The following is a 24,248-nucleotide window of genomic DNA, read 5'->3' as shown; positions in this document are numbered from 1 at the left end:
TGCTGAACACAAATAGCGTGTTCATTTGAGAGACTCCAGTGCTTGTCGGCCATTAACGGGGGAATTACGCTTTTATTGAAAGGACTGAGGATATGATTGTTTATGAGGATAATGATTGTTTTGTCATGATTACACAGCATGATCACGCCTTGCTTTCAGGGCAGTTTGCAGAAGCGTTGCGGAAATCTTTTTGGCCAGAGAACCTTTATCAGGAAGATGTTTTATACGCGATAAAACATCATGATCGTGGATGGATTCCACTTGATGAAGTTCCTTTTTGGAATGATCGCCGCGAAGCACCCTACTCCTTCTTAGACTTCCCTCTAGCTACTAAGCTACAATTCTATAAGAAAGGGATCGAGGAAGTGAGTGAAAAAACAACTTACGGAGCTTTTCTTTGTAGCAAACACTACCGCTCTTTCTTTAATGGTGCCGAGTCCGAGCATGCGATTCGTTTTTACGCAGAAGAAGAGAATAGACAAGATCAGCTCAAGGAATTAATTGATATTCCTGATGATCTTCTAACATTTCATTATCAACTTCTTCAATTTTGTGACGACCTCTCGCTCTATGCTTGTTTTCAAGAACCGGGTGTCCAAAAAGAGGAAGAGCTCTCCTGGTATCGGAATGGATTCCCTCAATCCTTTTATTTTCTGGAGGAACAGGATTTAATACGAACAAGTTGGAAATCTACTGATACGATACAAATATCTCATCCTCTATTTCATGAAGACAACGTCTTTCAGGTGCAGCTTAAGCGTGTTCCAAAAGAACTGATCGGGACTGAAGGAATTTCAAAAGCATATCAATCTACTCCAGTTGAATATCGTAGATTTCACTTTAGTAGCTAATGCTGACAATAGACAGTAAGATATTTGCGTATGAACGAAAGGCTGATTCATCACGTCAATTTAAATAGGAACTTCCCTATCATTTAGGAAGTTCCTGTGTGGGTATGCAAAGTCCTCTCTCTTAAAAAAGGCGTTAAAAAAATAACGTTACGAAATAGAAAATAGTTCCCAGACCGGCAATGGAATAATTAAAAAGGCGATTGTTTTCTGACCAATTCTTTTCAGCGTTGAATTTTTCAAAGGCAAGCATTCGATAACTCGTCTCGCTTCTCATTCTCAACACACCCTTATTCGATTATTCTAACTATTCTTTCTATTATTGTAAGCGCTTACTTATTTAAAGTAAAGGTTTAATCACAACAAAAAAGCCGTTTATTTAACGGCTTTCACACTGGTCAAGTGGGTCTACTTCGTTTCGCCACGTTTCTTCATTACGCAGTGCAAACAGTAGCCAATCTTCGTTCCCATTATAATTGGAGTCGTTCCATTCGCGGAAATGAACCACTGATTGAAAGATCTCTCCCTGAATTGATTCAATTAATTGGTTCCTCTTAGGATGATCTTCTATCCAATCAAACAACTCTTTTGTGAGAATTGATTTGAGATCGAACTTCATAAGGTTTCCTCCTTTACTTTACCACACAGGAAGAAAATATCAGATGTTAGTTTCACAAAACTTCCTCATTTTGATGGTTCATTTGCATTAGGGCATTTAATAATCGGTCAAGCTCCTGACTACAGCGAATGGTTCTCTCTGATGCAAATCCATATCGTCCCGCAACTTCAAACATTTCTTTGCGTTTTTTTTCAATTGCATCATACATGTCTCATTCCTCCTCATGCCAATACATTACCATTATGCCCATTTCTAGAAGGAATCAAAACGTATTCGACCAAACTTCCTATGCTATGTCAGAATTAGTAGGAATAAGACAAAATCTTTTGCTAAACTCGATTAATTGTGTAAAGAAATAGCTCTCTGTATGAAACTATCCTCCTGTAAAGATATTTATATAGTTCTCTTATTCCCCTTTTTCAGTTGTTTAATCCACAGTTTGTATTTATAGATGAGTGCTATTCCCATTTCTTTTTTATCATAATATTAAAATTCGTCGAGCCGTTCGAAAATGATTTTTCATAAGTGAATCCCGCTCTCTCATACACCTTGATCGCCCGCCTATTAAACGATGCTACGGTCAGTCTGACATTTGAGAACCCATAGATTTCAATTGCATAAGCAAGTCCTACCTTCAAAAATGCTAACCCCGTTCCTTTCCCCACCTTATTTGGATGTAGTCCCAAACCAAGATCGATAAAGTTCTCCTCGTAGGCGTCAACTTGGTGCCCAGCTGGTACCTGAGCCGATTCTCCATAGCAAAAGTAACCAATCAAATTTCTTTTGTCATCTATCACACAAAAATAGGCCCCATTCATAAACTCTAATAATTCTTCTTGATCCCCTGTAAAACTATACAAAGAATAAGGTTCGTCATATGTCCACGTTTGAATTTCGTGTGCCTTTTCTAAGGTCATAGGGTGAATTCTCATAGCTTTATCGATTCCCTTCCCACTCTCCATGAAACTGTGATAAAAATGATTGTATGAATTCATGCCGTTCTTCTGCAAGACTTTTTCCCGTCTCGGTATTCATAAGATCTTTTAATTTCAGAAGTTTTTCATAAAAATGATTAATAGCGGTAGACTGTTCATTTCGATAGGCATCCATTGTCATATTTGTTCTTGGTTCGATGGAGGAATCATAAATCAACTCTCCTTTTGAGCCGGCGTACACAAACGTTCGTGCGATGCCAATCGCCCCAATCGCATCTAACCTATCGGCATCTTGCACAACTTGTGCTTCGAGACTCTTGACTGGTGGGCGATTCCCTCCTTTATAAGAAATAGTCGTAATAATTTCCATGACGTGTTCTCGATCCGCAGCCTTTAATTGATATAGCAACGCTTCTACCTCTCTAATTCCCTCCTGTTCTGAGGAAGCTACTTTATCATCTGCTAAATCATGAACGAGTGCTGCTACTTCACAAATAAACGTGTCAGCCTTCTCTTCATCTGCTATTCTTTTTGCTTGTTTCACAACCCGATCAATATGATGCCAGTCGTGACCGCTACCTTCTCTTTCTAATTTTCGTCTAATGTACGTTCTAAGTTCACTCAAAATAGTATCCATGCTAATATGTCTCCTTATTTAATAATTGAATGATGCCTACTCGAAATTTCCTATCGCTTATAAATCGAGAAATATATAATAGTAGCCATAACTTAACCCTCACAAAAAAAGGCCAGCTATATGCTGACCTATAACTTCTCTTCGACTTCGGCTTTCTTTAGTAAATCTTCTTTCATTTGCTGAACCTTCTCTTGCGTTTTGGTTTCGACCAAATAGTCTTTTATACGATCTTTCATTTCTTCATAAGATGGTGGATTCTCAGCATCTTGTGAGAACTGATCATCATAAAATGATTTCATCTCTTCTTCGGTTACTTCGGGTGTTTCAATTTTCTCTTTAACGAACTTATCTACAACGACAATATCAGAATACTGACTTTCAAGCTGAGCAAGCGTCATGCCTTGACCTTCTAGCGATTTCTTCAGCTCATCTTCGCCATCAAATTGAGCTTTTATTTGCTCAAGTTCCGTTTCAACTTCTTTATCTGATGCAGAGAAACCTTCTTCCTTTGCTTTCTGGAGCAGAAGTTCCTGTCCGATTAAATTATCCATAACTTCTTCTTCAATTGACTTCGCCACTTCCGTATCCGATGGATCTTCACCGCTCATCGTATAGCGCAGCTGAGTTTGAACTAGCATCGAATTATAATCTTTTCCCTTAATGTCCTCTCCATTTACAGTAGCAACAACCTTATCTTCTTTCACCTTCATCGCTTCTAGTTCTTCCTGTGTTTGATCCATTGTTGCTGATTCTTCTGAAGGCTTTTCTTCTTTGTTCGCTTCACTATTATTGTTACAAGCAGCGAGCAAAAGAACTCCAATAAGCATTAATAAGCCAAGATATTTTTTCATGCAGTTGATGAACTCCCTTCAAATATGACGAAACGTCTATGTTGATTATAAAACTTATTATAACATTCTTGAAAATACTTCATAATAAATATGGGATATTTTTGTTTTTTCAAGACTGACTATAGTAAAGCCACAGTTCGAATAATCAACGATAACAGCTAAGATACCGTTTAGTAAAAAAAGACAAAAAAACCCTAGAAAATCATCTAGGGTTAGTGTAAATAATGATATCGTTTTTCTAATCGCTCTTGTATGAAAGACACACATACACAAACAGCCCAATAAATTAGCGCAACTAATATGTACATCGTCATAAAGTCGAACTCTCGGCCTCCAACTATTTTCGCATGATGGAGTAATTCTGGAACTGTAATGACCGCCGCTAAAGATGATGCCTTGATTAGATCAAGCATCACATTCGATAATGGCGGTATCGCTATTCGCGTTGCCTGCGGCAATACGACTTCCCTCATTGTTGTCCAATAAGGCATACCGAGTGCTGTCGAAGCCTCCCACTGCCCCTTTTCAACAGATGACAGCGCAGATCGCTGTATTTCAGCAATATATGCGGCGCTATTTAAGCTAAAACCAATCAATGCTGATGTTAAAGCTGAAAACTCGATGCCAACGACAGGTAACCCGAAATAAAGAATATAAAGAAAAACAAGGATCGGTGTACCCCTCATAAACGAAATATAAAGTCGAGCTGGCCACCTGAGGGCTTTCCATTGCGACATTCTTCCAAGAGCAAGAAATAAGCCCATCACCAGTCCGATAATCATTCCAACAAATGCGATCAATAACGTTAATCCAAGTCCTTGAATGACATAGGGAAATGACTTTAACGCTAGGCCTGCATCAAATAAATATTCCCAATGTATTTCCCCCACTTGTTACAACTCCCACTTATTCTTCAAAATCAATATCAGGTTTAACTGATACGTTAGCTCCATCAAAGAACTTCTCTGAAAGCTCTTTCAACGTGCCATCTTCTTTCATCTCTTTAATGGTTTCATTCACTTTTGTTTCCAGTTCTCCACTATCTTTTTTCATAACGATCGACTGGTCATTCGGGTAGTATTCGATGTCTGGATGGATTGTAATATTTAAATTCGGAAATGCAGCAAGAGCGAGCTTCTGTAAGTAATAATCATTCAGGATAATATCCGTTCTCCCTGTTGATACATCACGTAAATACTGTTCGTTTGTCGCATTATCGTAAGTTACTTCCTCAGCACCGTTCTCACGAGCTACCTTCATATAAACGGTTGTTGAAGCACCAGCGGCTTTCTTCCCTTCAAGATCATCTAGTGAATCAATTCCAGATAAATCATCTTTTCTTACGATCGCTGTTCCGTAAGAGTATTTAACTGGTTCAGAAAAAGCGAATTTTTCCTCTCGCTCTTCCGTTGATGTAATGTCGTTTGCAGCAAGATCTACTTTACCTGAATTGATACTTGTTAACATGCCATCAAAGCCCATTTCTTCAAATTCAACTTCAAGATCAAGGCGTTTTGCCATCTCTTTTACAACTTCAACTTCGTACCCCGTCACTTCATCAGAACCTTCTTCATAATAAGAAGTTGGATAGAGCGTCCCAGACGTAGCTACCGTAATCTTTCCTTCTTCTTGAATCTCTTCCCAGGCAGTTGGTTTATTTTCAGACGCTTCATTCGACTCATTTCCACCGTTCGAACAAGCACTTATAACAAAAACAACTAGCCCCATTAGAAATACAGGAGCCAGTCGCTTAACGAAATTAGTCATTCATTTCACTCTCCTTTAATCTATTAAACAGTAAAAACATATCACTATATGACAGTGTATTGCAACAATTACAACACATTCTTTTGTATACAAACTATTTCCATTTTTCAATCAATGTTTTGATCACTATGCTACGATAAAAACAATTTAAATCGTAAAGAAAACACCCTTAGGTTCAAGAGTGTTTCAACTGTTCATCTATTTTTTCATGAAGATATTTTGTAGCCTGATCGAGATGCTTCAATGCTTCACCAGGAAATTTGTCAACGTCTTTGGCTCGTTTTACATGTCCATATAAAACGAGATCCTGAGAATTCATCACAATATCGAGAACTTCTCTACCTACTTCATCTTTTTTTTGGTCCATGTGAATAGCTGTTTTGTACTCTCGCACCACTTCAGTTAGAATTTGTAACCTCTGCAAATCCATTTATACTCATCCCTTTACAATCATTAATCCTATTTAAGCGTACCATGAACGACTCAGAATGAACACCAAAGCTATTCAATGAAACGTAGTAAATCGCCATAGATCACTTGATCAGAATAATCTAATTCATCTTGAACCTGACCAAAATAGCGAGCACATTTGTTTCGATTGGTTTTTGAACTTGTTTCTTTGTTATAACACGTATTTTTAGTATAGATCAGATTCTCTGTCACAAAGCTTCCATCCCTGAAAATAACAAGATCTTCACGTATTTTCGAGAATAGACTTGTGCCAAAATTCAAACTTGTGCTTTCTTTTACGCCTAACATCTCTAAGATTGTCGGCTTTAAATCAACCTGTCCTCCAACTGTATCAATCACCTTACCTTCTTCACCTGGAACGTGAATGATGAGAGGCACTTTTTGTAGATCGACATGTTCTACAGGACCTATTTCTTCACCTAGATATTCGCCAAGAGCTTTATCATATGTTTCAGATAACCCATAATGATCACCATAAAGAACAAAAATGGAGTCTTCATATAAACCAGCAGCTTTCATTTCATCAAAGAAAGTCTTAATCGCTTCATCTTCATAGCGAACCGTTGCATAATATCGATTTACTACTTCTTCCGGAGTCTCCGGCAGTGAAATCATTGTGTCCTTTTCTTCTAATAAGTAAGGAAAATGATTTGTCAGTGTAAGAAATTTTGCCGAATATGGCTGATCCAGTTCTTTTAAGTAAGGAATCGATTGTTTGAAGAACGGGATATCCTTCAAACCGTAGTTGATGGAATTATCGTCACTCACTTCAAAATCTTTTTTTGAATAAAAACGATCGTAACCAAGCGTTTCATACATTTCTGACCTATTCCAAAATTCTCGATCATTTCCATGAAAAGAAGTTGTCGTATACCCCTCGTCATTTAATGCCTCAGGAAGTGAGAAAAACTCATTCTGTGGCTTTCTTACGAACACAGACCCTCCGGAAAGTGGATACAAACTGTTATCAATCATAAATTCAGCATCAGACGTTTTACCCTGTGCTGTCTGGTGATAGAAATTAGGAAAGAAAAAACTTTCTTCCTTCAACTTATTTAGATAAGGTGTTGCTTCTTCTCCATCGATACTTTCATCGAGCATAAATGCTTGCGTAGATTCTAAAGAAATAATGATCAGATTTTTCCCTTTCGCGATCCCTTCATAGGAGGAAGACTTCAATTCCTTTTTCTCTACATAACTTTCGATCTCTGATAGTTCCGTATCATCCGCAAACGCACTATTAATGGATGTAAACGAGTTATAGCCTATATCATAAATATGGTATGTATAGGCACCTAGTGACTTAACAAATAACTCTCGATCATATGATTTTTCAAATAGTAATGGATGCATAATTAACGCCAGTCCAGCTGTTCCTACTAATATGCCGACACCAGTAAACGCCGTTTTTTTTCGTAGTTTCTCTGATAACGAGGTCTTATGTAGATGATTTCGTTTTAGAATCCAAAATAAGATGATGGAGTCGAACACGATGAGCGGATCATATAAATTTAGCAGCTCAACTGTACTTTGACCTAAACCTCCGACATTACCGAATTGAAAAAGAACAGGAACGGTAACAAAATCTATGTAGAAACGATAATACAAAATATTACAATAAAGTAGAGCAGATAAAATAAAATAAACTGCTAGTATTAGGCCTGGTTTTGACTGCTTCCTGAAAAGACCTATACCTAGCAGTAATACGATTGACCCTATTGAATTAATGAAAAGAAACATTTCTTCGCCAATTCCGTTCAATGAAAACGAAAATTCAAATCGATAAACAAGATACGTTTTTAGAACAAGTAATCCCACTAATAATAAATAAAAATGCCACACTGACTTTTCATTTCTTCTCTCTGCTTCCATCTGTCACACACCCCTTATATCTCCCTAACATAAATGAACTCTTTCTTTCTTTATTTACCACCAAAGGGGGATAACCAAACTACCGGCAAATCCCTCCTCTCTAAAGACGAATGAATAATCAAGAAAGTTTCATTTTAATAGGAAAAAACAAGGGCGATTACTCCAAACGCAATAAGAAAAAGTCCAATTGTGACACAAGAAATCGTTACCACCCACCATGGTATTGAATCAAGAGCTTTCGTTTCAATGAAAAAGAAAATACTTTCTTCTTTATCTGTTGCTTCAGATGCCCTTGCATGACCCGCCGTATCCGATTTCATTGCCTCAAGACGATGAAACAAATACTTGGGGCTTCCCACCAATACTACACCAGCAATCCAGAATATCACAGCTATCGTCCAACCCATTTCAATCCGCCTTTCCAAAATGCTTATTTGTTCAGTAGTATGAACGACTTGATCAAAAAAAACACCTCTAATATAGAGGTGTTCTAAATCAGAATCCGTTCTGGTTTTGTATAAATATTGAAGCCTTCATGACGAATAAACCCTACTGTTGTAATGTTAAGATCATCCGCTAATTGAATGGCAAGCTCAGTGGGAGCCGATTTGGAGAGCAGTACACCAATCCCCATCTTGGATAGCTTAATAACAACCTCTGATGAAATTCTCCCACTAAACGCAACGCTAAGATCAGAAGGATGAAGATGATGACGGAGTGTGTAACCATATAGCTTATCAAGAGCATTATGTCTTCCAATGTCAGTACGGGAAGCCACCATTTCCCCGTTTTTGAAAATGGCCGCGTTATGAACACCACCAGTTGATTTAAACGTAGCTGACTGCTCTTGCAACGTTCTCATATTAGCAAGACAAACAGAGGCGGTTAATTCAGGTGCCTTCATAATCGTACGAGCCGTTTTCGAATCACTTTGCAAATAAAAATGTCTACTTTTTCCACAGCATGAGCTAATGACGCGCTTGGTATATGTCTCAGACGTTAATGAACCTTGAACAGCAGCTTTTACATTCACAATCCCTTGCCCATCATTAAAAAGCATTTCTTCAACATCGTGATAAGATCGAATCACCCCTTCTGAAGCGAGAAATCCAATGACCATATCTTCTAAATGATCAGGTGTACAAACAAGCGTTGCGAATTCAGAACGATTAATTCGAATCGTGATTGGTTTCTCAAGGGCAATCAAGTCTTCCTTCTCTTTAAATTCCCCATTTTCATACCGTGTGATTTTGCGTTCAGTCGTATGTTTGAGTTCTTTCTCCATGATTATCCACCTATAAATGACATTTCAATCTTGTCTCTATTTAAAACACTTTCCTCTGTTCGCTCATCTGAATAGCGGTCATGTCGACCGTTCCAGAGATTTGTTAGCATCGTCCGTAATTCTTCATCTGTCGCTCCATTACGAAGCGGATTTCGTAAGCTCGTTCCTTTCGAAGCAAATAAGCAAGTGTAAAGAGCTCCATCAGCTGAAAGGCGCGCTCTTGTACAGCTAGAACAAAATGAATCACTGACAGATGAAATAACACCAATTTCACCAGATCCATCTTCATATTGATAGCGGCTAGCCACTTCGCCAAAGTATGCAGCATCAACAGATTTAAGAGGAAAAGTCTCTGCTATTTGATCAATAATATCTTTCTTATTCATCACATGATCAAACTTCCAGCCATTTGAATTTCCTACATCCATATACTCAATAAAGCGAACGATGTGGCCACTATTTCTGAAATAATCTGCCATTGGAACGATTTCATGATCATTGATTCCCTTTTGAACGACCATATTAATTTTCACTTGAAGACCTGCATCAGCAGCAGCCTGAATGCCTTCGAGAACAGGTTTTATCTTTGTCCCTCTCCCATTCATTTTGCCAAACGTCTCATCATGAATGGCATCGAGACTAACATTCACTCTAGTGAGACCTGCCTGTTTTAATTTTAATGCGCTCTTTTTTAATAAAGAAGCATTCGTTGTTAAAGCTATATCATCAAGACCTTTAATTTGTGATAGCATACCAATAAGAACATCGAGATCCCTTCTAAGTAGCGGTTCTCCGCCAGTCAGACGAATCTTCTCAACCCCCATCTCAACAAATAACCGAGCGAGACGTGTGATCTCCTCAAATTGGAGAAGGCTCATTTTAGGAAGAAATTCATAATCAGGACCGAACGTTTCTTCAGGCATACAGTAACGACAGCGGAAGTTACAACGGTCGGTTACAGATATACGAAGATCTCTTAAAGGACGTTTCAGTTGATCGTATAGTAGTGTTTCAGTTGACATGAACCTCGCTCCTTTCAAACAGTTGTCATGTGCTAATCGTAACGCTTCAGGGTACTTTTTTCCAGTTATAACTTATCTGATTCTTAAATAAGCTTTAAAATGCTCTCCCTTCACAATAAAAGAGCGCCGCTTGTTTTAGCAGCACTCCCTGTTATTATTGTTCCATACCTGGCATTTCTTTTGCTTGTGAAATAACTTCCTCAGGAACCTTCACTTCTTCAATTTCATTGTACTGGTCATAAGTGGAGTTCATCTCCATAATCGTGGAAATTGTTTCACCTTCCATGCTCATTTCACTGTCCATCTTCATGTCCATTTGTACAGGAAGATAGCTTTCCTTATCAATCGCGTAGGTGTATTCCACGTTGTTCACTTTCATTTGATCCATGGCATCTTCCATCATTTGATTTTGTGATCCCATTTCTTCAGCTGTTTTCTCCATTAACCCTTGGAATTTCTCACCAGAAGCTTTCAATGTCATCACATAAGTATCTTCTTTTTCTGATAAAGTAAATTCATCGACATACTCTTTGAGCATTTCCATTTGTTCAGCTGGATCAGCTTGATTTTCCTGAAGAGAAAGTAGTGTATCCGTCATTTCATCAGGGAACTTCATCCATTCCTCACCCTGCTTCATAAAGAAACCTTCTTCAGTAAAGTATGATTCCATTTGCATCGTTTCACCATTTGCTGTCATATCAATCATTTGATGAAAAGCAATAGGATCCATCATCATATCAGCGTCAATCACACTTTTAATCTCCATCTCTTCTTCACCTGAACCAATATTTTGTGTCATATCCGCTTTCATATGGAAATTCTCTATCTCTTCTTGAGCCGTAATTGATTTCTCGAATACTTCCTGAGCATCAATTCCCTTATCAACGCTTACTTCGCCTCCTGATTCTGTTGTCCCACTACATGCTGCAAGAATAAGCATCAGTGCACTAAGAATCGTGATCATTCGTAACTTCATCTCACCACTCCTCCATAATATTCATTCTACTAATAATACGATTGAGCGAGAGAGAGGTTTCATTAAAAAAATAAAACTGGCACATTTCGCCAGTTTAACTAATCGATTTCGTATAGCGATCTGCCACGCTACTTGCCCCATATGAGTCAGGCTTGATTCTAGCAATATACCCAACAGAAGTTACCCATCCTACAACTTCCTGTATGACTTTACGGGTTTCTCCTTGCTTTCCAACATCGAGATGAATCTCAATCGGCCAGGTTTCTAATAGTGCTGAAAATCCTTCATCCTTTAACGATTCCATGAGCTCAAGACTCATTTGAGTTTCTTTATAAATGCGATGCCTGAGCTCATGAATCGGCTTATGTTTTACTTTCCGATAGAAAATGCGTGCTCCTTTGCCAACCCGATGGATAATGAGGGCTGTCACAAATTGTGTCGCTTTCCGGCTTGTCTGCGAATCTGTTCCAATCACAATCCGATATGTTCCTTTAGGATCTTCTTTCGTATAGCTTTCAATGAGTTGTGTAAGCTGTTCAACCGATACTTTTCCAGCTGTTGGACTAATAAAATCCATGAAGGTTCCCTTCTTTCATTAGGATAGTAGTTAGTACTATGTTTATTCATAAGCTGAAAAATATGTACGTAGAGAACAGAAATCACTAACTATTGTATAGGCTATGGTCTTCGATTTGACCGTTCTCCTGATGAATAATTAATTCAGATGGACGATTCTCATCGCATAATGACCTTCCATACTGATACGCTTCTTCTTTTGTTTCGAAAGTTTTGGTTGCTTGTTCTGCTCCCTCTTTCTTGATCTCCCATGAACCGGTTTTTCCGCTCTGTACATGATAAATGGTTTTCATCCTTTATTCCTCCTTGTTATCTCTCATTCCTCCCTATGATGCAGGATAAACCTTCCTATGATCTAGAAAACTGAAGAACCTTCGCTGGTTTTTTGTCATGTAGCTTAGTAATTGTTTTATAACCTTCTTTTTCTTTCTGATAAAATGTCTTACTTGAAATCGGTCTTTTAGTAGACCATTGAATTGAAGCAGGATTTTGCCACGTATCATGCGTAATTAATTCCTGTTTATAATAGTAACTATTCCCACTTATATAACGCTCGCAAATGTAGCGCACTGTATGTTTAGAATGCATTTGATCACATTTCCTTTCTTTTCAGTATAGTTGAACTTGTTGGACTCCATTGAATTAGAAAATAATGCGCTAACCGAACAGAACCTCTCTAGACAAAAACAACCGCAGCTAAGCTGCGGTCTTTTTATTATTTCCCATCTTTTAGAAGTATAACATTCAGTGGAGGATCTCCATCCAATAAACCAATAGCAATAGCTGTGTAGTTTACACCTGCTTCAACAGGTAGATTAGGAAGATCAAGAACAGCCTTATCAGATCCTGCAGCACGAACTTCTAAGTTATATGTTCCCGGGTCAACCATTTGATAATCAGAGTTTTGGGTAAAAGCGAGATTCTTAATAAGAGTATCTCCACCCTTCACGCCAATATCAACAGCAGGAGCATTCGGTGAAGCATGTACAGCTCTCAATCCGGATTTTTCTCCTGAACCTTTTTGATCTTCTAATACTTTAAGAGCAAGGTTCTCAAGCTTACCGATCGCAAGAATGGAATAGTTTTTTCCTGATTCCACAGTTAATTTTTGTTCAAGGGCCGGTTTACCTTCCCCGTTAGCAGAAGAGGCAAAAATTTGAATCGTCTTCTCACCAGGTGCTAAAGCAGCATAATCTGTCACATCTTTAAACGAAACCTTTTCAAATGCAGGTTGACCATCTACATAAATATCGACAGACGGTGCATCTGGTGAAGCATGAATAACACGCACATTGGCATCACTTTTCTCAGCTGCAAAACCCTCAGGAGAAAGCACGAGAAAAAGCGCTAGCATGAATAGTAAATTCAACATCCATTTCATTATAAAAACTCCTTTCTATTCATTTGTTAACCTGCCTATTTTTTACTGAAAGATATAAATTATTCATTTGCTGATCTCATGTCATTTGACTTATTAAAAATGCTTATAGGTGTTTTTTGTTACTGAATCATAGTATAGAAAAGAAGTGTTTTTTAGAAATTAGAGCTTTAATGGTAGCTATTCACACGACGCAAGGGGAGTAGTATGCGGTAAACAGACTATAGCTAGAAGCTTTGAACATACGCTATTGTTCCGCATACAGTAATAAGTGAAATCCATTAATAAGGATGTGAAAAAATGCCGGCAATCGTTGGAGCTATTAAAGTCAATTCCATTGGAAGCAGCGGTGTTTTCCACGTCGGCGATGTATTTATTGTGTCTCCAACAAGTGCAATACGCACCTTTGCGGGCGGCGGTTCGTTTAATACAGGCGATGGCTTAAACGTCAATAGTAATTACAGCGTCACTACCGTTAACGATAGTGATATTGCTGACCAAAATGTAGTTGCGAATATTTAGCAGGGCATTCACCTAATTTTGCTATCGAACATACGATAGTGTAAAGTCTTCTATCCATCGGACTATAAAGACATTGAATGAGACCCGATTGGATTACCTAAGATTTAGGGAGTGACCATTTATTGGTGGAATAAACATTTTGATACGGGAGTTGATTGTCAATGTATCCAACCGATAATTTCTATGCGATCTTGCAACGGATGCAACAAAACATTGAACAACAAAACAATCGAATCAAAATGCTTGAAGATATGGTGGATGATTTAAGAAATAGCTGCCATGAGTTGTCGAAAGCTCCTAAAACCAACATTGAGAAAATCGAATATAAATTTGATCAATTAAAAATTGAAAGGCTTGATGGAACGTTAAATATTGGCTTAACTCCAAATGGAGGAGCTGATGTTCTGGATGACTTTACAGTAAACGGGGGAAATGGAATGAATCCGAGTAACATACCTCCGGAAGCCATACAATCCATTCAGCAAAACATTCATTCCTATATGAAAAATGGGGCCATTCAACATCTAGGGGAGTTAGAGAAAAAATATCAGTATCCTCTTGATGATCCTTACCGTCACTTCATCTTAAATGATATTCAAAAGCAGCTAGATCAGCGTATCAACTATTATGTTAATCAACAATCCAATCGATCGCCTGAGTCAAGCACAGAGCAACTAGTCGAAGAAGTAACAAACAAATTAAAGCGAGACATTACTAATGGCATGGAGGCTTTTCTAAAAAATTTACCTGGAAGGACTGATTCCAAATGAAGTATACCGTCATAAACCGAGGACTTTCAGTAGGGCATATTAATATTACAGCTGTAGCAAGCTCTTCTGTATTTCTTGTGGGCGACACAGAATCAATCGTCTGCTCATCTATTTTCGACACACCACCGGAATCGTTAATTATCTCAGCTCCATTTGTTCCATTAGCGTCATCATAAGGGGAATTTCCTATGAATAGTCGATCCTCCCTCGTCAATTGGATCCTTGTTTCATCAGTCGATAGTTCCGCAGTTGTGCAAATTGGTGACAGCAATCAAGTGACTCCCGAGACAAAAATTTATGCTTTACAGCGTGAACTTCCGATTTTTAATGGGAATGAAGTAGAAGATTTAACAGAATATCCGATGTTTTCCCAACCACTACCTCTCCCGCTTCTAACTGAGAACATCGAGCAATGCACGATTCACGAAAACCCCATTATTAAAGTTGGGAGCATTCGCGTCATCGGGATTGCTGCTTCCTCCGTTTTACAAGTTGGATCTACGAGACAGATTAAGACGGAGGCAAGGGTAAAACACAATCGCGAATATTTGTCTAATCCTTACGATGATGAAGAATAAATTGAACGGATCCTTTATTGATCACATACTATACTTTATAACAACTCAAAGGGTGTTCAATAATGCCTTCAATCGTAGGACCAGTTAAGATAAATAGCGCGGGTGGAGTAGTGAACTTCGGGGATAGTTTTAACACAACACCAAAATCAACTTCCAAAACATACGCTGGTTCAGGTGCATTTAATACAGGCGATTTTCATGTCGTAAACAACGGATTTAGTTTAACGAATTCACTAGACCCGGATGTTGCGGATGAAAACATTACCGCAAACAATTAGGGAGCTGAAGATTCGTGAATTTCTTTGTGAACCAAAACATCGTTATTCATCAGCTTAGAGTCGAAGGAATTTCGAATTCCTCAGTCCTTCAAATTGGGAGCGCTGGTATTATTAAGCCACTTTCAAATCTTTATAATACGGGTGGATACACCGAACCTGCTCCTGAACTTTCTACAGCACAAACTTCTGAATTAACACCATTTGTCCCGCTTGCTCCTCCAACATAAAAAAACCGCCGACGGCGGTTTTTTTCAGTCGAACGAGATAACAACTCTTCCATTAATATCGCCATTTTCTAGACTTTCAAAAACTTCGTTAATCTCTTCTAATGGTCGAGTCTCAATAATTGTTTTCACTTTACCTTCAGCTGCAAATTGCAAAGCTTCCATTAAATCTTTACGTGTGCCCACGATGGATCCAATGACCTTAATGCCATTTAAGACAGTATCGAAAATCGGTATCGGCATTTCTTCAGGTGGCAATCCTACAGCTACTACAGAGCCTCCTCGTCTAACGGCTGCAAAAGCTTCACTAAAAGCAGGCTTTGAAACAGCTGTACAAACAGAAGCGTGCGCTCCACCAACCTCTCTTTGGATAAATTCAGAAGAATTCTCTTCAACTGGATTAACAGTAAGATCTGCACCAAGTTCTTTTGCAAGTGTTAATTTTTCACTGTGCGTATCAACTGCTATAACGTGAAGCCCCATTGCTTTCGCATATTGAACGGCGACATGCCCTAATCCTCCGATTCCATAAATGGCCACCCACTCACCAGGCTTAGCCTCAGTTACTTTTAGAGCTTTGTAAGTGGTGACGCCTGCACAGAAAATAGGAGCTACTTCTTCAAAACTAAGGCGATCTGGAATTTCCACAGCATAATCTGCATCGGCTTTACAATATTGAGCATATCCACCATCAACAGAATAGCCCGCATTCTGCTGTTCCTTACAAAGTGTTTCACGTCCCGTTAGGCAGTATTCACAGTGACCACACGCGGAATAGAGCCATGGGACACCCACTCGATCTCCTATCTTCAAGTGTGTAACCCCTTCTCCTACTTCCTCAATAATTCCAGCTCCTTCGTGACCTGGTATTAGCGGAAGTTTTGGTTTAACTGGCCAATCACCATGGGCAGCATGTAAATCGGTATGACATACACCACATGCTTTGATGCGTACTAATATTTCTCCATGTCCAATAACAGGCTTATCTACTTCCTTTACTGAAAGTGGCTCTTTAAAGGCATGTACAATTGCTGCTTTCATAATGAAAACCTCCATTTGATGAATTTTCATTTCCTTCTTCATCATAATGGAGGTTCATTCTATAAACTGTTAAATTGGTCACAGTTTCAGAATATTCGCGGTATTTTCTACTTTTTTGTTGTTTCTTTTTCCTTGGATTGATTGGCATCAGCGGATGAAGTTTCTTCCTCTTCAGAAGTTTGACTTCCACCTTGATCAGAAGAGTCCGATGAGTCACCAGTGTTTTCTTCCGAATCACTTACCTCGCTATTTTCACTATCATTTGCAGAGTTTTCATTTGTTTCTTCACTCGTGCCCTCATCATTTCCATCAGCGGGAGGGTCATTATTTGAACCCTCTTGATTACCCCGCTCTTCTACGTCACCCGTATTATTTGGGTTTCCTTCATTACTGCCATCATTATTGGTATTCTCTTCATTACCAGAGTTAGCATTAGCATCATCTTCGCCGTCTTCTGAACTGTCACCTCCAGCATTAGAAGAGTCGTCTGTCACAGGCTCTTCCTTCTCTTCAGACTGATCAGAAGATTCTTCTTGTGCTTCTGAATTTTCCGGTTCTTGAGGCTCTTTTGGCTCTTTTGGCTCTTTCTTTTCTTCCGGCTTAGCCTTTGGTTCCTCTTTTATGGACTCATTCTTCTGCTGTTTCTCTACTTTATCCTCTGACTTCTTTTTATCATTAGGTTTATTGGAATCCTTCTTTGTAGCTTCTGTAGTTGTATCGTTTTTCTCAGCTTGTTCATTTGATGAAGTTTTCTTTTTCGGTTTTGGAAGTGGTGCTATTTTCGGCTCTTCTCCTTTAAAATAAAGTTCTTTTATTATATCAGACGAAGGTGTTGCCTTATTTGCACGTAATCCTGTTGTCTTATCAATTTCAATCTCTTCAACTGAATCCGGCTTTTTAAACGAGTCTGTTTCTTTATCCTTCGATACTTCACTCATGATGTGACGGAAAAGCAATTTCGCAATATCATCGTCTTCTTTATGAATGAAGGAATCCTGAGTCGTTTTATCATATCCAGTCCAAATGGAAGCAGTATAGTTCGTCGTATATCCAGAAAACCAGGCGTCTGATACACCATCACCGTTAATACCATCATCAAGACTTGTCGTGCCTGTCTTACCAGCTACGTCCAACCCTTTAACCTTCGCCTGCATGCCAGTTCCTTCTTCAACGACTGTTCGGAGCATGTCTGTAATCATGTAGGCAGTTCCTTCGCTCATCGCTTTTTCAGATTTAGAGGATAGCTGTTGCTCCTTACCATTAGGGTAAACTACTTTTTCAACACTATAAGGCTCATGGAAAGTACCGCCTGAACCAAATGCAGCATATGCTCCTGATAGTTGTAGAGGAGAAATTCCTCCAGCAAAACCACCGATAGCGTAGGCAGGATACGTTTCATCAATTGAAATGCCTAGCTTCTTAGCAAATGCCTGAGCTTCTTCTCCCCCTACTTCCATAAATGCTTTAATAGCAGGAATATTATAAGACCACTGAAGTGCTTCTCGTATCGAAACACTGCCCTGAAACTCGTCGTTCCAGTTACTAAATTCTTTCCCGTTTAACTCAAGTTCTTCATCAATAAACTGTTGATTGGTTGACCATTTCAGCTTTTCAATTCCAGGAGCGTAATCAAGAATTGGTTTGATCGTTGAGCCTGGTGAACGTTCTAATTGAGTAGCGTAATTAAAGCCTTTTTGAACATCATTTTCGCCCGTTTGACGATTTCCGCCAATAGCCTTAATTGCACCGGACTGAGTGTCAATGAGGGAAACCCCTGTTCTAAACTGCTCATCAGGGTATTCAACAACTTTATTTGTAGTGAGTGCTTCATCTACAATCTGCTGCGCATTCTGATCGAGCGTCGTATAAATTTCTAATCCTCCTGAATAAAGTGCGTTTTCAGGAATGCCGGCTTTCTCAAGATCATCAATAACCTGATCTATAAATGCATCGTTCGTTGTAGACTGACTTTGCTGGTCCACAATTGAATCTTGCACAGGAACAGATGCTGCTTCTTTCCGTTCTTTTTCAGAAATAAATCCATGCTGCTCCATTAAACTTAGAACAGTAGCTCTTCTATCGCTTGCAATGTCTGGATTTTTGTATGGATCGTATCCTGATGGACGCTGAGGCAAACCTGCTAATAATGCTGCTTCCTCTGTTGATAACTCTTCTAGTGATTTATCGAAGTAAGTGTTAGCAGCTGTTGCGATTCCATACGCCCCTTGTCCAAAATAGATTTTATTTAAATACATCTCAAGAATCTCTTCTTTGGAATACTCTTTTTCTAATTCCATCGCCAGGTACGCTTCCTGAACTTTGCGTTTCACTGTCTTATCAGGCTCTAGAAGCATGTTCTTAACAACTTGTTGCGTAATCGTGCTTGCACCTTCTGCTCCAAACCCATCTTGAATATTGGCCACGACAGCTCCGCCGATTCTTTTTAAATCCACCCCATTATGTTCCCAGTATCTTACATCTTCAACTGCAATGAAGGCATTTACAACATGTTCAGGGATTTCATCAAATGAAACGATATTTCGATGCTCTTCTCCTACAATGTCTGTAATTTTATTTCCTTCTGCATCATATAACGTAGATGATTGCGGTAAACTTAGTTTATTTTCTTCAAGCTTTGGCGCTTCATTAATATAAGCGTAAGTTTGATAACCCCCGAACGTTAATACAAAAACCATCATGAAAGCACCTATTAAAAGGACATTCCTAGCAAAACGTTTCCCTTTTTTTCGACCTACTTGCTTACCTGTATGTTGTTCTTCATTGATATTTTTCCCCATTATGATCCCCCTTAGCGTCAAACTCCATAGAGAGGTGTTACCCAAATGTTTCATATTAAAAACATTTATTAAGAGATTGAAACAATTTGATAACGCGATTCATATAGTAATAAAGTCTAGATAGGAGAGAAAGGAGTGAGTAGATTGTCAGTAAAGCTGCTTGAATGGGGCTATCAATTCCGAAATCACGTCTTAGCAGATAACCCTCACGAACGAGTAAACTCTTCCCTACTTATTCAAACTGAAGAATGGTTAGCAGCAGTTCAGGAAAATGTCGATGAGAATGGCTCAAATGAAAAAGCCCTATATGAGATAGCCAACTCCTTATACAAACAGTGGCGTAACTTGCAAGATTCATCTGTTCCTATAGGAGGACATACCTTACCATCTCTGCCATACAAATACAATGCACTCGAACCTTACATTAGTGAAAGAATCATGAGACTCCATCATGATATTCACCACCAAAGCTATGTAGATGGGTTAAACAAAGCTGAACTTGAATTACAAAAGGCAAGAAAACAGGATAACTATGCTCTCATTAAACATTGGGAACGCGAATTATCATTCAATGGTGCGGGGCATTATCTCCATACTTTGTTTTGGAAAATCATGAGTCCAAACGGCGGGAAGCCAGAGGGAGAAATTTTATATGAGATTCAAAAAAGCTTTGGATCATACAATCAATTCAAGCAACAATTCACTAATGCAGCAGCCAAAGTAGAAGGATCAGGTTGGGCCATTCTTGTTTGGTCACCTGTATCAAGAAGACTTGAAATTCTTCAAGCTGAAAAACACCAAAACTTAAGCCAGTGGGATGTCATACCTCTTCTAGCTCTTGATGTTTGGGAACACGCTTATTATTTACAATATGAAAACAACCGAAAGAACTACATCAAAAACTGGTGGAACGTAGTTAATTGGAATGAAGTTAACAAACGATTTCGTAAAGCTCAAAATGTAAAGTGGAAACCTTTCTAAAAAAGAAAAAACAACACTATAAGCTAAAATAAAGAAAAAAAGCAAAGGGGGTCCCCTTTGCTTTTAAACCTATTCTCTGTATGGTCCATATGGCGGTCGTCCCCCAGGATAACCCGGTGGGCCATATCCTGGGGGGCCATACCCTGGAGCACCGTATCCTGGCGATCCATAACCTGGAGGACAATACCCAGGGCCAGGACAGGGATATCCTGGTCGTGGACGAGGATATCCACCATATATCCCTGGTATTAATAATACTCCTAATAATCCTCCTGCAAGACCTCCCGCAAGCCCACCTGCAAAACCCCCAATAAATGGATACGGACGCTGGTAGTCATACTGTCTCATTCCATAATAATTTCTTGTGTCAGGATAAGCACTATAAAAATCCCCCTGAATGGGGAGATAATGGTTCATGTGTCTCCTCCCTTTCCTGTTGGCCATCATGATAGTTGCCTACATTATAAGGTATGAGGAGTTTCTCAATCGGGAAGGGACATTAGCGGAGAAATGATAATTCTTACTACCTATGCTCTCGGCCAGTATACGCTTACCCATACAACAAAAACGCCAGAAGCAAATAAATAAAGCTCTGGAGTCTGCGATATATAAACAAAATAATCAAGAAGACTATGACCAATAATAATCAGATTGAGCTCCAGAATTAACGTAACACCACCTGCAACCGACAGACCAAACCCGATTAGAAAAATGAAGAATCGAATAATCATTGTCTATAGGCATTTCTTCTCAGATTCATATTGGCCTGTCCCTCCTCCTTCATTTACTAACCATCGTATTTCATACTGAAGGAAATTATGCTGTCCAAGACGTTTTACTTTTGTTTTTTTTGTATACATGCTAAAACAAAAAGGCAACATAATTTTTAATGAGAAGGAGGAGTTAGCATGATTGAAAAGGTCGAACAGGCCGTGCAACAAAATTGGGTCCCTTCTTTTAAGTTTGAAAAGAACGAGTCGACCCCATTCACACCATTCACTAAAGACCTTAGCAAAGCAAAGGGCGCCATTATTGCTACTGGTGGTGTATATGTAAAAGGACAACTACCATTTAATGACAACTTTGGATTGGGTGATCCTTCTTACAGAGAAATTCCCGTAAATACAGATCTCAATAATGTATCATTTGCTCACGAGCACTATGACCACTCAAAAGTGATACAGGATGCCAACATCCAATTCCCTCTTGATACAATGAAAGAACTTCAAGAAGAAGGAAGAATTGGAGAACTCGCTGAAAATCACTATGGCTTTATGGGATATATCCCTACACCTCACCCACTCAAAACAGTTACAGCACAAGAGGTAGCTAAGAAGTTATTGAAGGAAAACGTAGACTTCGCTTTGTTGGTGCCTTCCTGACCAGTCTGCCAACAGTCGGTCGGTCTGATCGCACGCATATTAGAAGAACACGGAATCCCAACAGTTTCCTTGACAATGTCTAAAGAAATAAGCGAATACGTTAACATTCCACGCTCCCTCTACAACCGTTTTCCAATGGGCAGCGCACTAGGACAACCAAACAACAGAGAACAGCACAAACAAGTTCTCAACAAAGCCCTCGACCTCCTAGTCGAAGCCAAAGAAGGCGGAATAGTAGAAGAATCAGGAATTAAGTATAAATAACGAAAAGCGGAAGCGCCCGTTTAGCCTCGACAAGCGCTGGAGCCCTCTAAAAAGAACACGCTCTTTGTGTTCATTTTAGAGGGTGAAGCGATCGAGAGGCTGGGCGCTGCAGCTAGACACGAAAAGCGGAGAGGAGCGGTTAGAAACGAAGATATTGGAGCGCTTGAACTAGAACACGCCCTTTGTGTTCTGGTGAAAGAGCGAAATATCGCAGTTTCTGCGAGTCGCAGCTAGACATGAAAAGCGGAGCGGGCCCGCCTAAATCCGCAGGATGTTGGAGCCCTTTCGAATGAGACGCTTTTTGTCTCAATCGAAAGGGCGAAACAGCCGGAGGATTTGGCCCGCGCAGCTAGACACGAAAAGCGGAAGCGCCCGTTTAGCCTCGACAAGCGCTGGAGCCCTCTAAAAAGAACACGCTCTTTGTGTTCATTTTAGAGGGTGAAGCGGTCGAGAGGCTGGGCGCTGCAGCTAGACTCGAAAAGCGGAAGTGGGCGGTTAGACACGTCAGGCACTGGAGCTCTCCAAATTGAACACGCTCTTTGTGTTCGAGTTGGAGAGTGAAGTGACCGAGTGTCTGCCCACTGCAGCTGGACATCGAAAAGCGGAAGCGCCCGATTAGACCCGGCAGGCACTGGAACCTGATCTAAAAAACCGATTTCGCGGAATTAATCCTATTTCCGCGGATATATTTGGATTATCGCGGAATTGTAATCACTTTTCGCGGAATTCAATAAATTTTCGCGGAAATAAGTGCCTTTCACTCTCATACTCCCAATGTCTAGCACCTTTTCTCATCCACTTCCACTATTTAAACGAATTCCACACAAAAACCGGCTGAAATTCAGCCGGTTTTTTCTCTTATTTCGTTGAAGTAAACTGCTCTTCCTCTGTGGAACCTTTTAAAGCAGTCGTAGAAGAAGTCCCACCTGTAATAACCTGAGACACAGCATCAAAGTAACCCGTTCCAACTTCACGCTGGTGTCTTGTTGCAGAGTAACCATCTGCCTCACTAGCAAATTCAGCTTGCTGAAGTCTTGAGTAGGCAGCCATTCCGTTATCTTTGTAGTCTCTTGCAAGTTCAAACATACTGTGGTTAAGAGCATGGAAACCAGCAAGCGTAACAAATTGGAACTTATAGCCCATCTTACCTAATTCACGCTGGAATTTAGCGATCGTTTCATCATCGAGTTTCTTTTTCCAATTAAATGAAGGCGAACAGTTGTAAGCTAGTAATTTTCCAGGAAAACGTTCATGAATAGCATTTGCGAATTTCTGAGCTTCCTCTAAATTTGGTTCAGACGTTTCGCACCAGATAAGGTCAGCGTATGGTGCATAAGCAAGGCCTCTTGCAATCGCCTGATCAAGACCAGGTTTCGTATAGAAAAACCCTTCAGGAGTACGTTCCCCTGTTAAAAACTCACCATCGTATTTATCAACATCACTCGTAATTAAATTTGCAGCGTTAGCGTCTGTTCGTGCAATAATTAACGTTGGCACACCCATAACGTCTGCTGCGAGGCGTGCTGAAATTAAATTTTTAACAGCTTGCTGTGTTGGCAGAAGAACTTTACCTCCAAGGTGCCCGCACTTTTTCTCTGATGAGAGTTGATCTTCAAAATGTACTGCTGCTGCACCAGATTCAATCATTGATTTCATAAGTTCGAACACATTGAGCGCTCCACCAAAACCTGCTTCTGCATCAGCAACAATTGGAACGAACCAATCACGTTCATGAATTCCTTCCGAATGTTCAATTTGATCCGCCCTTTGAAGAGCTTGATTAATTCGCTTTACGACTTGTGGAACACTATTTACAGGGTATAAGCTTTGGTCTGGATACATCTGCCCCGACATATTTGCATCTGCGGCTACTTGCCATCCGCTTAAGTAAATGGCTTTTAAGCCAGCTTTCACCTGTTGAACAGCCTGGTTACCAGTAAGGGCACCTAGCGCATTGACGAAGTTCTCTTCATTCACAAGTTTCCAGAGTCGTTCAGCACCTCTTTTCGCAAGAGTATACTCGATTTGAACGGATCCTTGTAATTTCAAGACTTCTTCAGGTGAATATGGGCGTTCAATTCCTTTAAAACGGTCCTGGTTCCAAATTTCTTGAAGTGCTGTTTGCTTTGTCATCATTATTTCCCCCTGGATATGTTGGTATTTGGTCATGCTT

At 39.6% G+C, this 24,248-nt stretch carries 33 protein-coding genes; 10 read left to right on the top strand and 23 right to left on the bottom strand.

What is annotated here, in order from left to right:
• Window positions 1-92: 92 nt before the first annotated feature.
• Complete coding sequence (locus Q4550_RS22325) at window positions 93-851, top strand: DUF3891 family protein (RefSeq protein ID WP_303536199.1); 759 nt, start codon at window positions 93-95, stop codon at window positions 849-851.
• A gap of 133 nt (window positions 852-984) precedes the next feature.
• Here Q4550_RS22325 and Q4550_RS22320 read toward each other — a convergent pair whose 3' ends face one another.
• The 18 genes from Q4550_RS22320 to Q4550_RS22235 form a co-directional block, all read right to left on the bottom strand.
• On the bottom strand, window positions 985-1,125 hold the full coding sequence (locus Q4550_RS22320; protein ID WP_194221120.1) for a hypothetical protein: 141 nt from the start codon (window positions 1,123-1,125) through the stop codon (window positions 985-987).
• A gap of 102 nt (window positions 1,126-1,227) precedes the next feature.
• Window positions 1,228-1,467 (bottom strand): hypothetical protein, encoded by a 240-nt coding sequence (locus Q4550_RS22315; protein WP_194221119.1) that lies wholly within the window; start codon window positions 1,465-1,467, stop codon window positions 1,228-1,230.
• A gap of 52 nt (window positions 1,468-1,519) precedes the next feature.
• The gene (locus Q4550_RS22310; RefSeq protein WP_194221118.1) at window positions 1,520-1,675 is read right to left on the bottom strand and encodes an aspartyl-phosphate phosphatase Spo0E family protein; all 156 of its coding nucleotides are present in this window, start codon (window positions 1,673-1,675) and stop codon (window positions 1,520-1,522) included.
• 250 nt (window positions 1,676-1,925) lie between these two features.
• Window positions 1,926-2,384 carry a GNAT family N-acetyltransferase gene (locus Q4550_RS22305; protein WP_303536196.1) on the bottom strand — a complete coding sequence of 153 codons (459 nt, stop codon included), beginning with the start codon at window positions 2,382-2,384 and terminating at the stop codon, window positions 1,926-1,928.
• Between the two features lie 19 nt (window positions 2,385-2,403).
• A complete protein-coding gene (locus tag Q4550_RS22300) occupies window positions 2,404-3,039 on the bottom strand; it encodes an HD domain-containing protein (protein ID WP_303536195.1) in 636 nt (211 codons plus the stop codon).
• Between the two features lie 128 nt (window positions 3,040-3,167).
• Window positions 3,168-3,890 carry a SurA N-terminal domain-containing protein gene (locus Q4550_RS22295; RefSeq protein WP_303536194.1) on the bottom strand — a complete coding sequence of 241 codons (723 nt, stop codon included), beginning with the start codon at window positions 3,888-3,890 and terminating at the stop codon, window positions 3,168-3,170.
• A gap of 212 nt (window positions 3,891-4,102) precedes the next feature.
• Window positions 4,103-4,780: an amino acid ABC transporter permease gene (locus Q4550_RS22290; RefSeq protein ID WP_303536193.1), complete on the bottom strand. Its 678-nt coding sequence runs from the start codon at window positions 4,778-4,780 to the stop codon at window positions 4,103-4,105.
• Between the two features lie 16 nt (window positions 4,781-4,796).
• Window positions 4,797-5,657 carry a transporter substrate-binding domain-containing protein gene (locus Q4550_RS22285; RefSeq protein WP_303536190.1) on the bottom strand — a complete coding sequence of 287 codons (861 nt, stop codon included), beginning with the start codon at window positions 5,655-5,657 and terminating at the stop codon, window positions 4,797-4,799.
• A gap of 175 nt (window positions 5,658-5,832) precedes the next feature.
• The gene (locus Q4550_RS22280; RefSeq protein WP_303536187.1) at window positions 5,833-6,087 is read right to left on the bottom strand and encodes a hypothetical protein; all 255 of its coding nucleotides are present in this window, start codon (window positions 6,085-6,087) and stop codon (window positions 5,833-5,835) included.
• Window positions 6,088-6,158: 71 nt separating this feature from the next.
• Entirely contained in the window at window positions 6,159-8,000 is a 1,842-nt protein-coding gene (locus tag Q4550_RS22275; RefSeq protein WP_303536184.1) for an LTA synthase family protein, read from the bottom strand.
• A gap of 134 nt (window positions 8,001-8,134) precedes the next feature.
• On the bottom strand, window positions 8,135-8,407 hold the full coding sequence (locus Q4550_RS22270) for a hypothetical protein (protein WP_226612478.1): 273 nt from the start codon (window positions 8,405-8,407) through the stop codon (window positions 8,135-8,137).
• 83 nt (window positions 8,408-8,490) lie between these two features.
• Entirely contained in the window at window positions 8,491-9,285 is a 795-nt protein-coding gene (gene fdhD, locus Q4550_RS22265) for a formate dehydrogenase accessory sulfurtransferase FdhD (RefSeq protein WP_303536181.1), read from the bottom strand.
• A 2-nt stretch (window positions 9,286-9,287) separates the two neighbouring features.
• Window positions 9,288-10,307, bottom strand: a complete 1,020-nt coding sequence (moaA, locus tag Q4550_RS22260; RefSeq protein WP_303536178.1) for a GTP 3',8-cyclase MoaA — start codon at window positions 10,305-10,307, stop codon at window positions 9,288-9,290.
• A gap of 154 nt (window positions 10,308-10,461) precedes the next feature.
• Entirely contained in the window at window positions 10,462-11,283 is an 822-nt protein-coding gene (locus Q4550_RS22255) for a DUF6612 family protein (protein ID WP_303536175.1), read from the bottom strand.
• A gap of 94 nt (window positions 11,284-11,377) precedes the next feature.
• Window positions 11,378-11,860, bottom strand: coding sequence for a ribonuclease H-like YkuK family protein (locus Q4550_RS22250; protein ID WP_226612474.1), 483 nt, complete (start codon window positions 11,858-11,860; stop codon window positions 11,378-11,380).
• A gap of 85 nt (window positions 11,861-11,945) precedes the next feature.
• Window positions 11,946-12,152, bottom strand: a complete 207-nt coding sequence (locus tag Q4550_RS22245) for a DUF2188 domain-containing protein (RefSeq protein ID WP_303536169.1) — start codon at window positions 12,150-12,152, stop codon at window positions 11,946-11,948.
• A gap of 55 nt (window positions 12,153-12,207) precedes the next feature.
• Window positions 12,208-12,447: a hypothetical protein gene (locus Q4550_RS22240; RefSeq protein ID WP_303536166.1), complete on the bottom strand. Its 240-nt coding sequence runs from the start codon at window positions 12,445-12,447 to the stop codon at window positions 12,208-12,210.
• Between the two features lie 127 nt (window positions 12,448-12,574).
• Window positions 12,575-13,240 carry a DUF4397 domain-containing protein gene (locus Q4550_RS22235; protein WP_303536164.1) on the bottom strand — a complete coding sequence of 222 codons (666 nt, stop codon included), beginning with the start codon at window positions 13,238-13,240 and terminating at the stop codon, window positions 12,575-12,577.
• A gap of 297 nt (window positions 13,241-13,537) precedes the next feature.
• Between Q4550_RS22235 and Q4550_RS22230 the strand changes: the two genes are divergently transcribed.
• From Q4550_RS22230 to Q4550_RS22205, 6 genes are all read left to right on the top strand, one after another.
• Window positions 13,538-13,759 (top strand): spore germination protein, encoded by a 222-nt coding sequence (locus tag Q4550_RS22230; protein ID WP_194221102.1) that lies wholly within the window; start codon window positions 13,538-13,540, stop codon window positions 13,757-13,759.
• Window positions 13,760-13,920: 161 nt separating this feature from the next.
• On the top strand, window positions 13,921-14,529 hold the full coding sequence (gene gerPC / locus Q4550_RS22225; protein ID WP_303536159.1) for a spore germination protein GerPC: 609 nt from the start codon (window positions 13,921-13,923) through the stop codon (window positions 14,527-14,529).
• Complete coding sequence (locus Q4550_RS22220) at window positions 14,526-14,705, top strand: spore gernimation protein GerPD (protein ID WP_194221100.1); 180 nt, start codon at window positions 14,526-14,528, stop codon at window positions 14,703-14,705. The genes gerPC and Q4550_RS22220 overlap by 4 nt, the downstream gene beginning before the upstream one ends.
• 12 nt (window positions 14,706-14,717) lie before the next feature.
• Window positions 14,718-15,107, top strand: coding sequence for a spore germination protein GerPE (locus Q4550_RS22215; protein WP_303536157.1), 390 nt, complete (start codon window positions 14,718-14,720; stop codon window positions 15,105-15,107).
• A 62-nt stretch (window positions 15,108-15,169) separates the two neighbouring features.
• Window positions 15,170-15,385, top strand: a complete 216-nt coding sequence (locus Q4550_RS22210) for a spore germination protein (RefSeq protein ID WP_194221098.1) — start codon at window positions 15,170-15,172, stop codon at window positions 15,383-15,385.
• A gap of 14 nt (window positions 15,386-15,399) precedes the next feature.
• The gene (locus Q4550_RS22205) at window positions 15,400-15,612 is read left to right on the top strand and encodes a spore germination protein GerPB (RefSeq protein WP_194221097.1); all 213 of its coding nucleotides are present in this window, start codon (window positions 15,400-15,402) and stop codon (window positions 15,610-15,612) included.
• Between the two features lie 24 nt (window positions 15,613-15,636).
• On the opposite strand, the gene adhP is transcribed toward Q4550_RS22205, so the two are convergent.
• Entirely contained in the window at window positions 15,637-16,650 is a 1,014-nt protein-coding gene (gene adhP / locus Q4550_RS22200; RefSeq protein ID WP_303536154.1) for an alcohol dehydrogenase AdhP, read from the bottom strand.
• Window positions 16,651-16,757: 107 nt separating this feature from the next.
• Complete coding sequence (locus Q4550_RS22195) at window positions 16,758-19,448, bottom strand: PBP1A family penicillin-binding protein (RefSeq protein ID WP_303536152.1); 2,691 nt, start codon at window positions 19,446-19,448, stop codon at window positions 16,758-16,760.
• A gap of 135 nt (window positions 19,449-19,583) precedes the next feature.
• Here Q4550_RS22195 and Q4550_RS22190 point away from each other — a divergent pair, with 135 nt between their 5' ends.
• Window positions 19,584-20,429, top strand: coding sequence for a superoxide dismutase (locus tag Q4550_RS22190; protein WP_303536149.1), 846 nt, complete (start codon window positions 19,584-19,586; stop codon window positions 20,427-20,429).
• 69 nt (window positions 20,430-20,498) lie between these two features.
• Here the strand turns inward: Q4550_RS22190 and Q4550_RS22185 are convergent, their stop codons facing one another.
• Together Q4550_RS22185 and Q4550_RS22180 are read right to left on the bottom strand one after the other, a co-directional pair.
• On the bottom strand, window positions 20,499-20,846 hold the full coding sequence (locus Q4550_RS22185) for a hypothetical protein (protein WP_303536147.1): 348 nt from the start codon (window positions 20,844-20,846) through the stop codon (window positions 20,499-20,501).
• A 110-nt stretch (window positions 20,847-20,956) separates the two neighbouring features.
• On the bottom strand, window positions 20,957-21,160 hold the full coding sequence (locus Q4550_RS22180) for a YuzI family membrane protein (protein WP_303536145.1): 204 nt from the start codon (window positions 21,158-21,160) through the stop codon (window positions 20,957-20,959).
• 177 nt (window positions 21,161-21,337) lie between these two features.
• Here Q4550_RS22180 and Q4550_RS22175 point away from each other — a divergent pair, with 177 nt between their 5' ends.
• Both Q4550_RS22175 and Q4550_RS22170 read left to right on the top strand, forming a co-directional pair.
• Window positions 21,338-21,811 (top strand): glycine/sarcosine/betaine reductase selenoprotein B family protein, encoded by a 474-nt coding sequence (locus Q4550_RS22175; protein WP_303536144.1) that lies wholly within the window; start codon window positions 21,338-21,340, stop codon window positions 21,809-21,811.
• 75 nt (window positions 21,812-21,886) lie between these two features.
• Complete coding sequence (locus Q4550_RS22170; protein WP_194221091.1) at window positions 21,887-22,075, top strand: hypothetical protein; 189 nt, start codon at window positions 21,887-21,889, stop codon at window positions 22,073-22,075.
• A gap of 858 nt (window positions 22,076-22,933) precedes the next feature.
• On the opposite strand, the gene aceA is transcribed toward Q4550_RS22170, so the two are convergent.
• Window positions 22,934-24,208, bottom strand: a complete 1,275-nt coding sequence (gene aceA, locus Q4550_RS22165) for an isocitrate lyase (protein WP_303536143.1) — start codon at window positions 24,206-24,208, stop codon at window positions 22,934-22,936.
• Between the last annotated feature and the right edge of the window lie 40 nt (window positions 24,209-24,248).

The sequence above is a fragment of the Anaerobacillus sp. 1_MG-2023 genome (assembly GCF_030547345.1).
GTDB classification, from domain to species: Bacteria; Bacillota; Bacilli; order Bacillales; family Guptibacillaceae; genus Guptibacillus; species Guptibacillus hwajinpoensis_B.
This window is presented reverse-complemented; position numbering and strand designations above follow the sequence as displayed.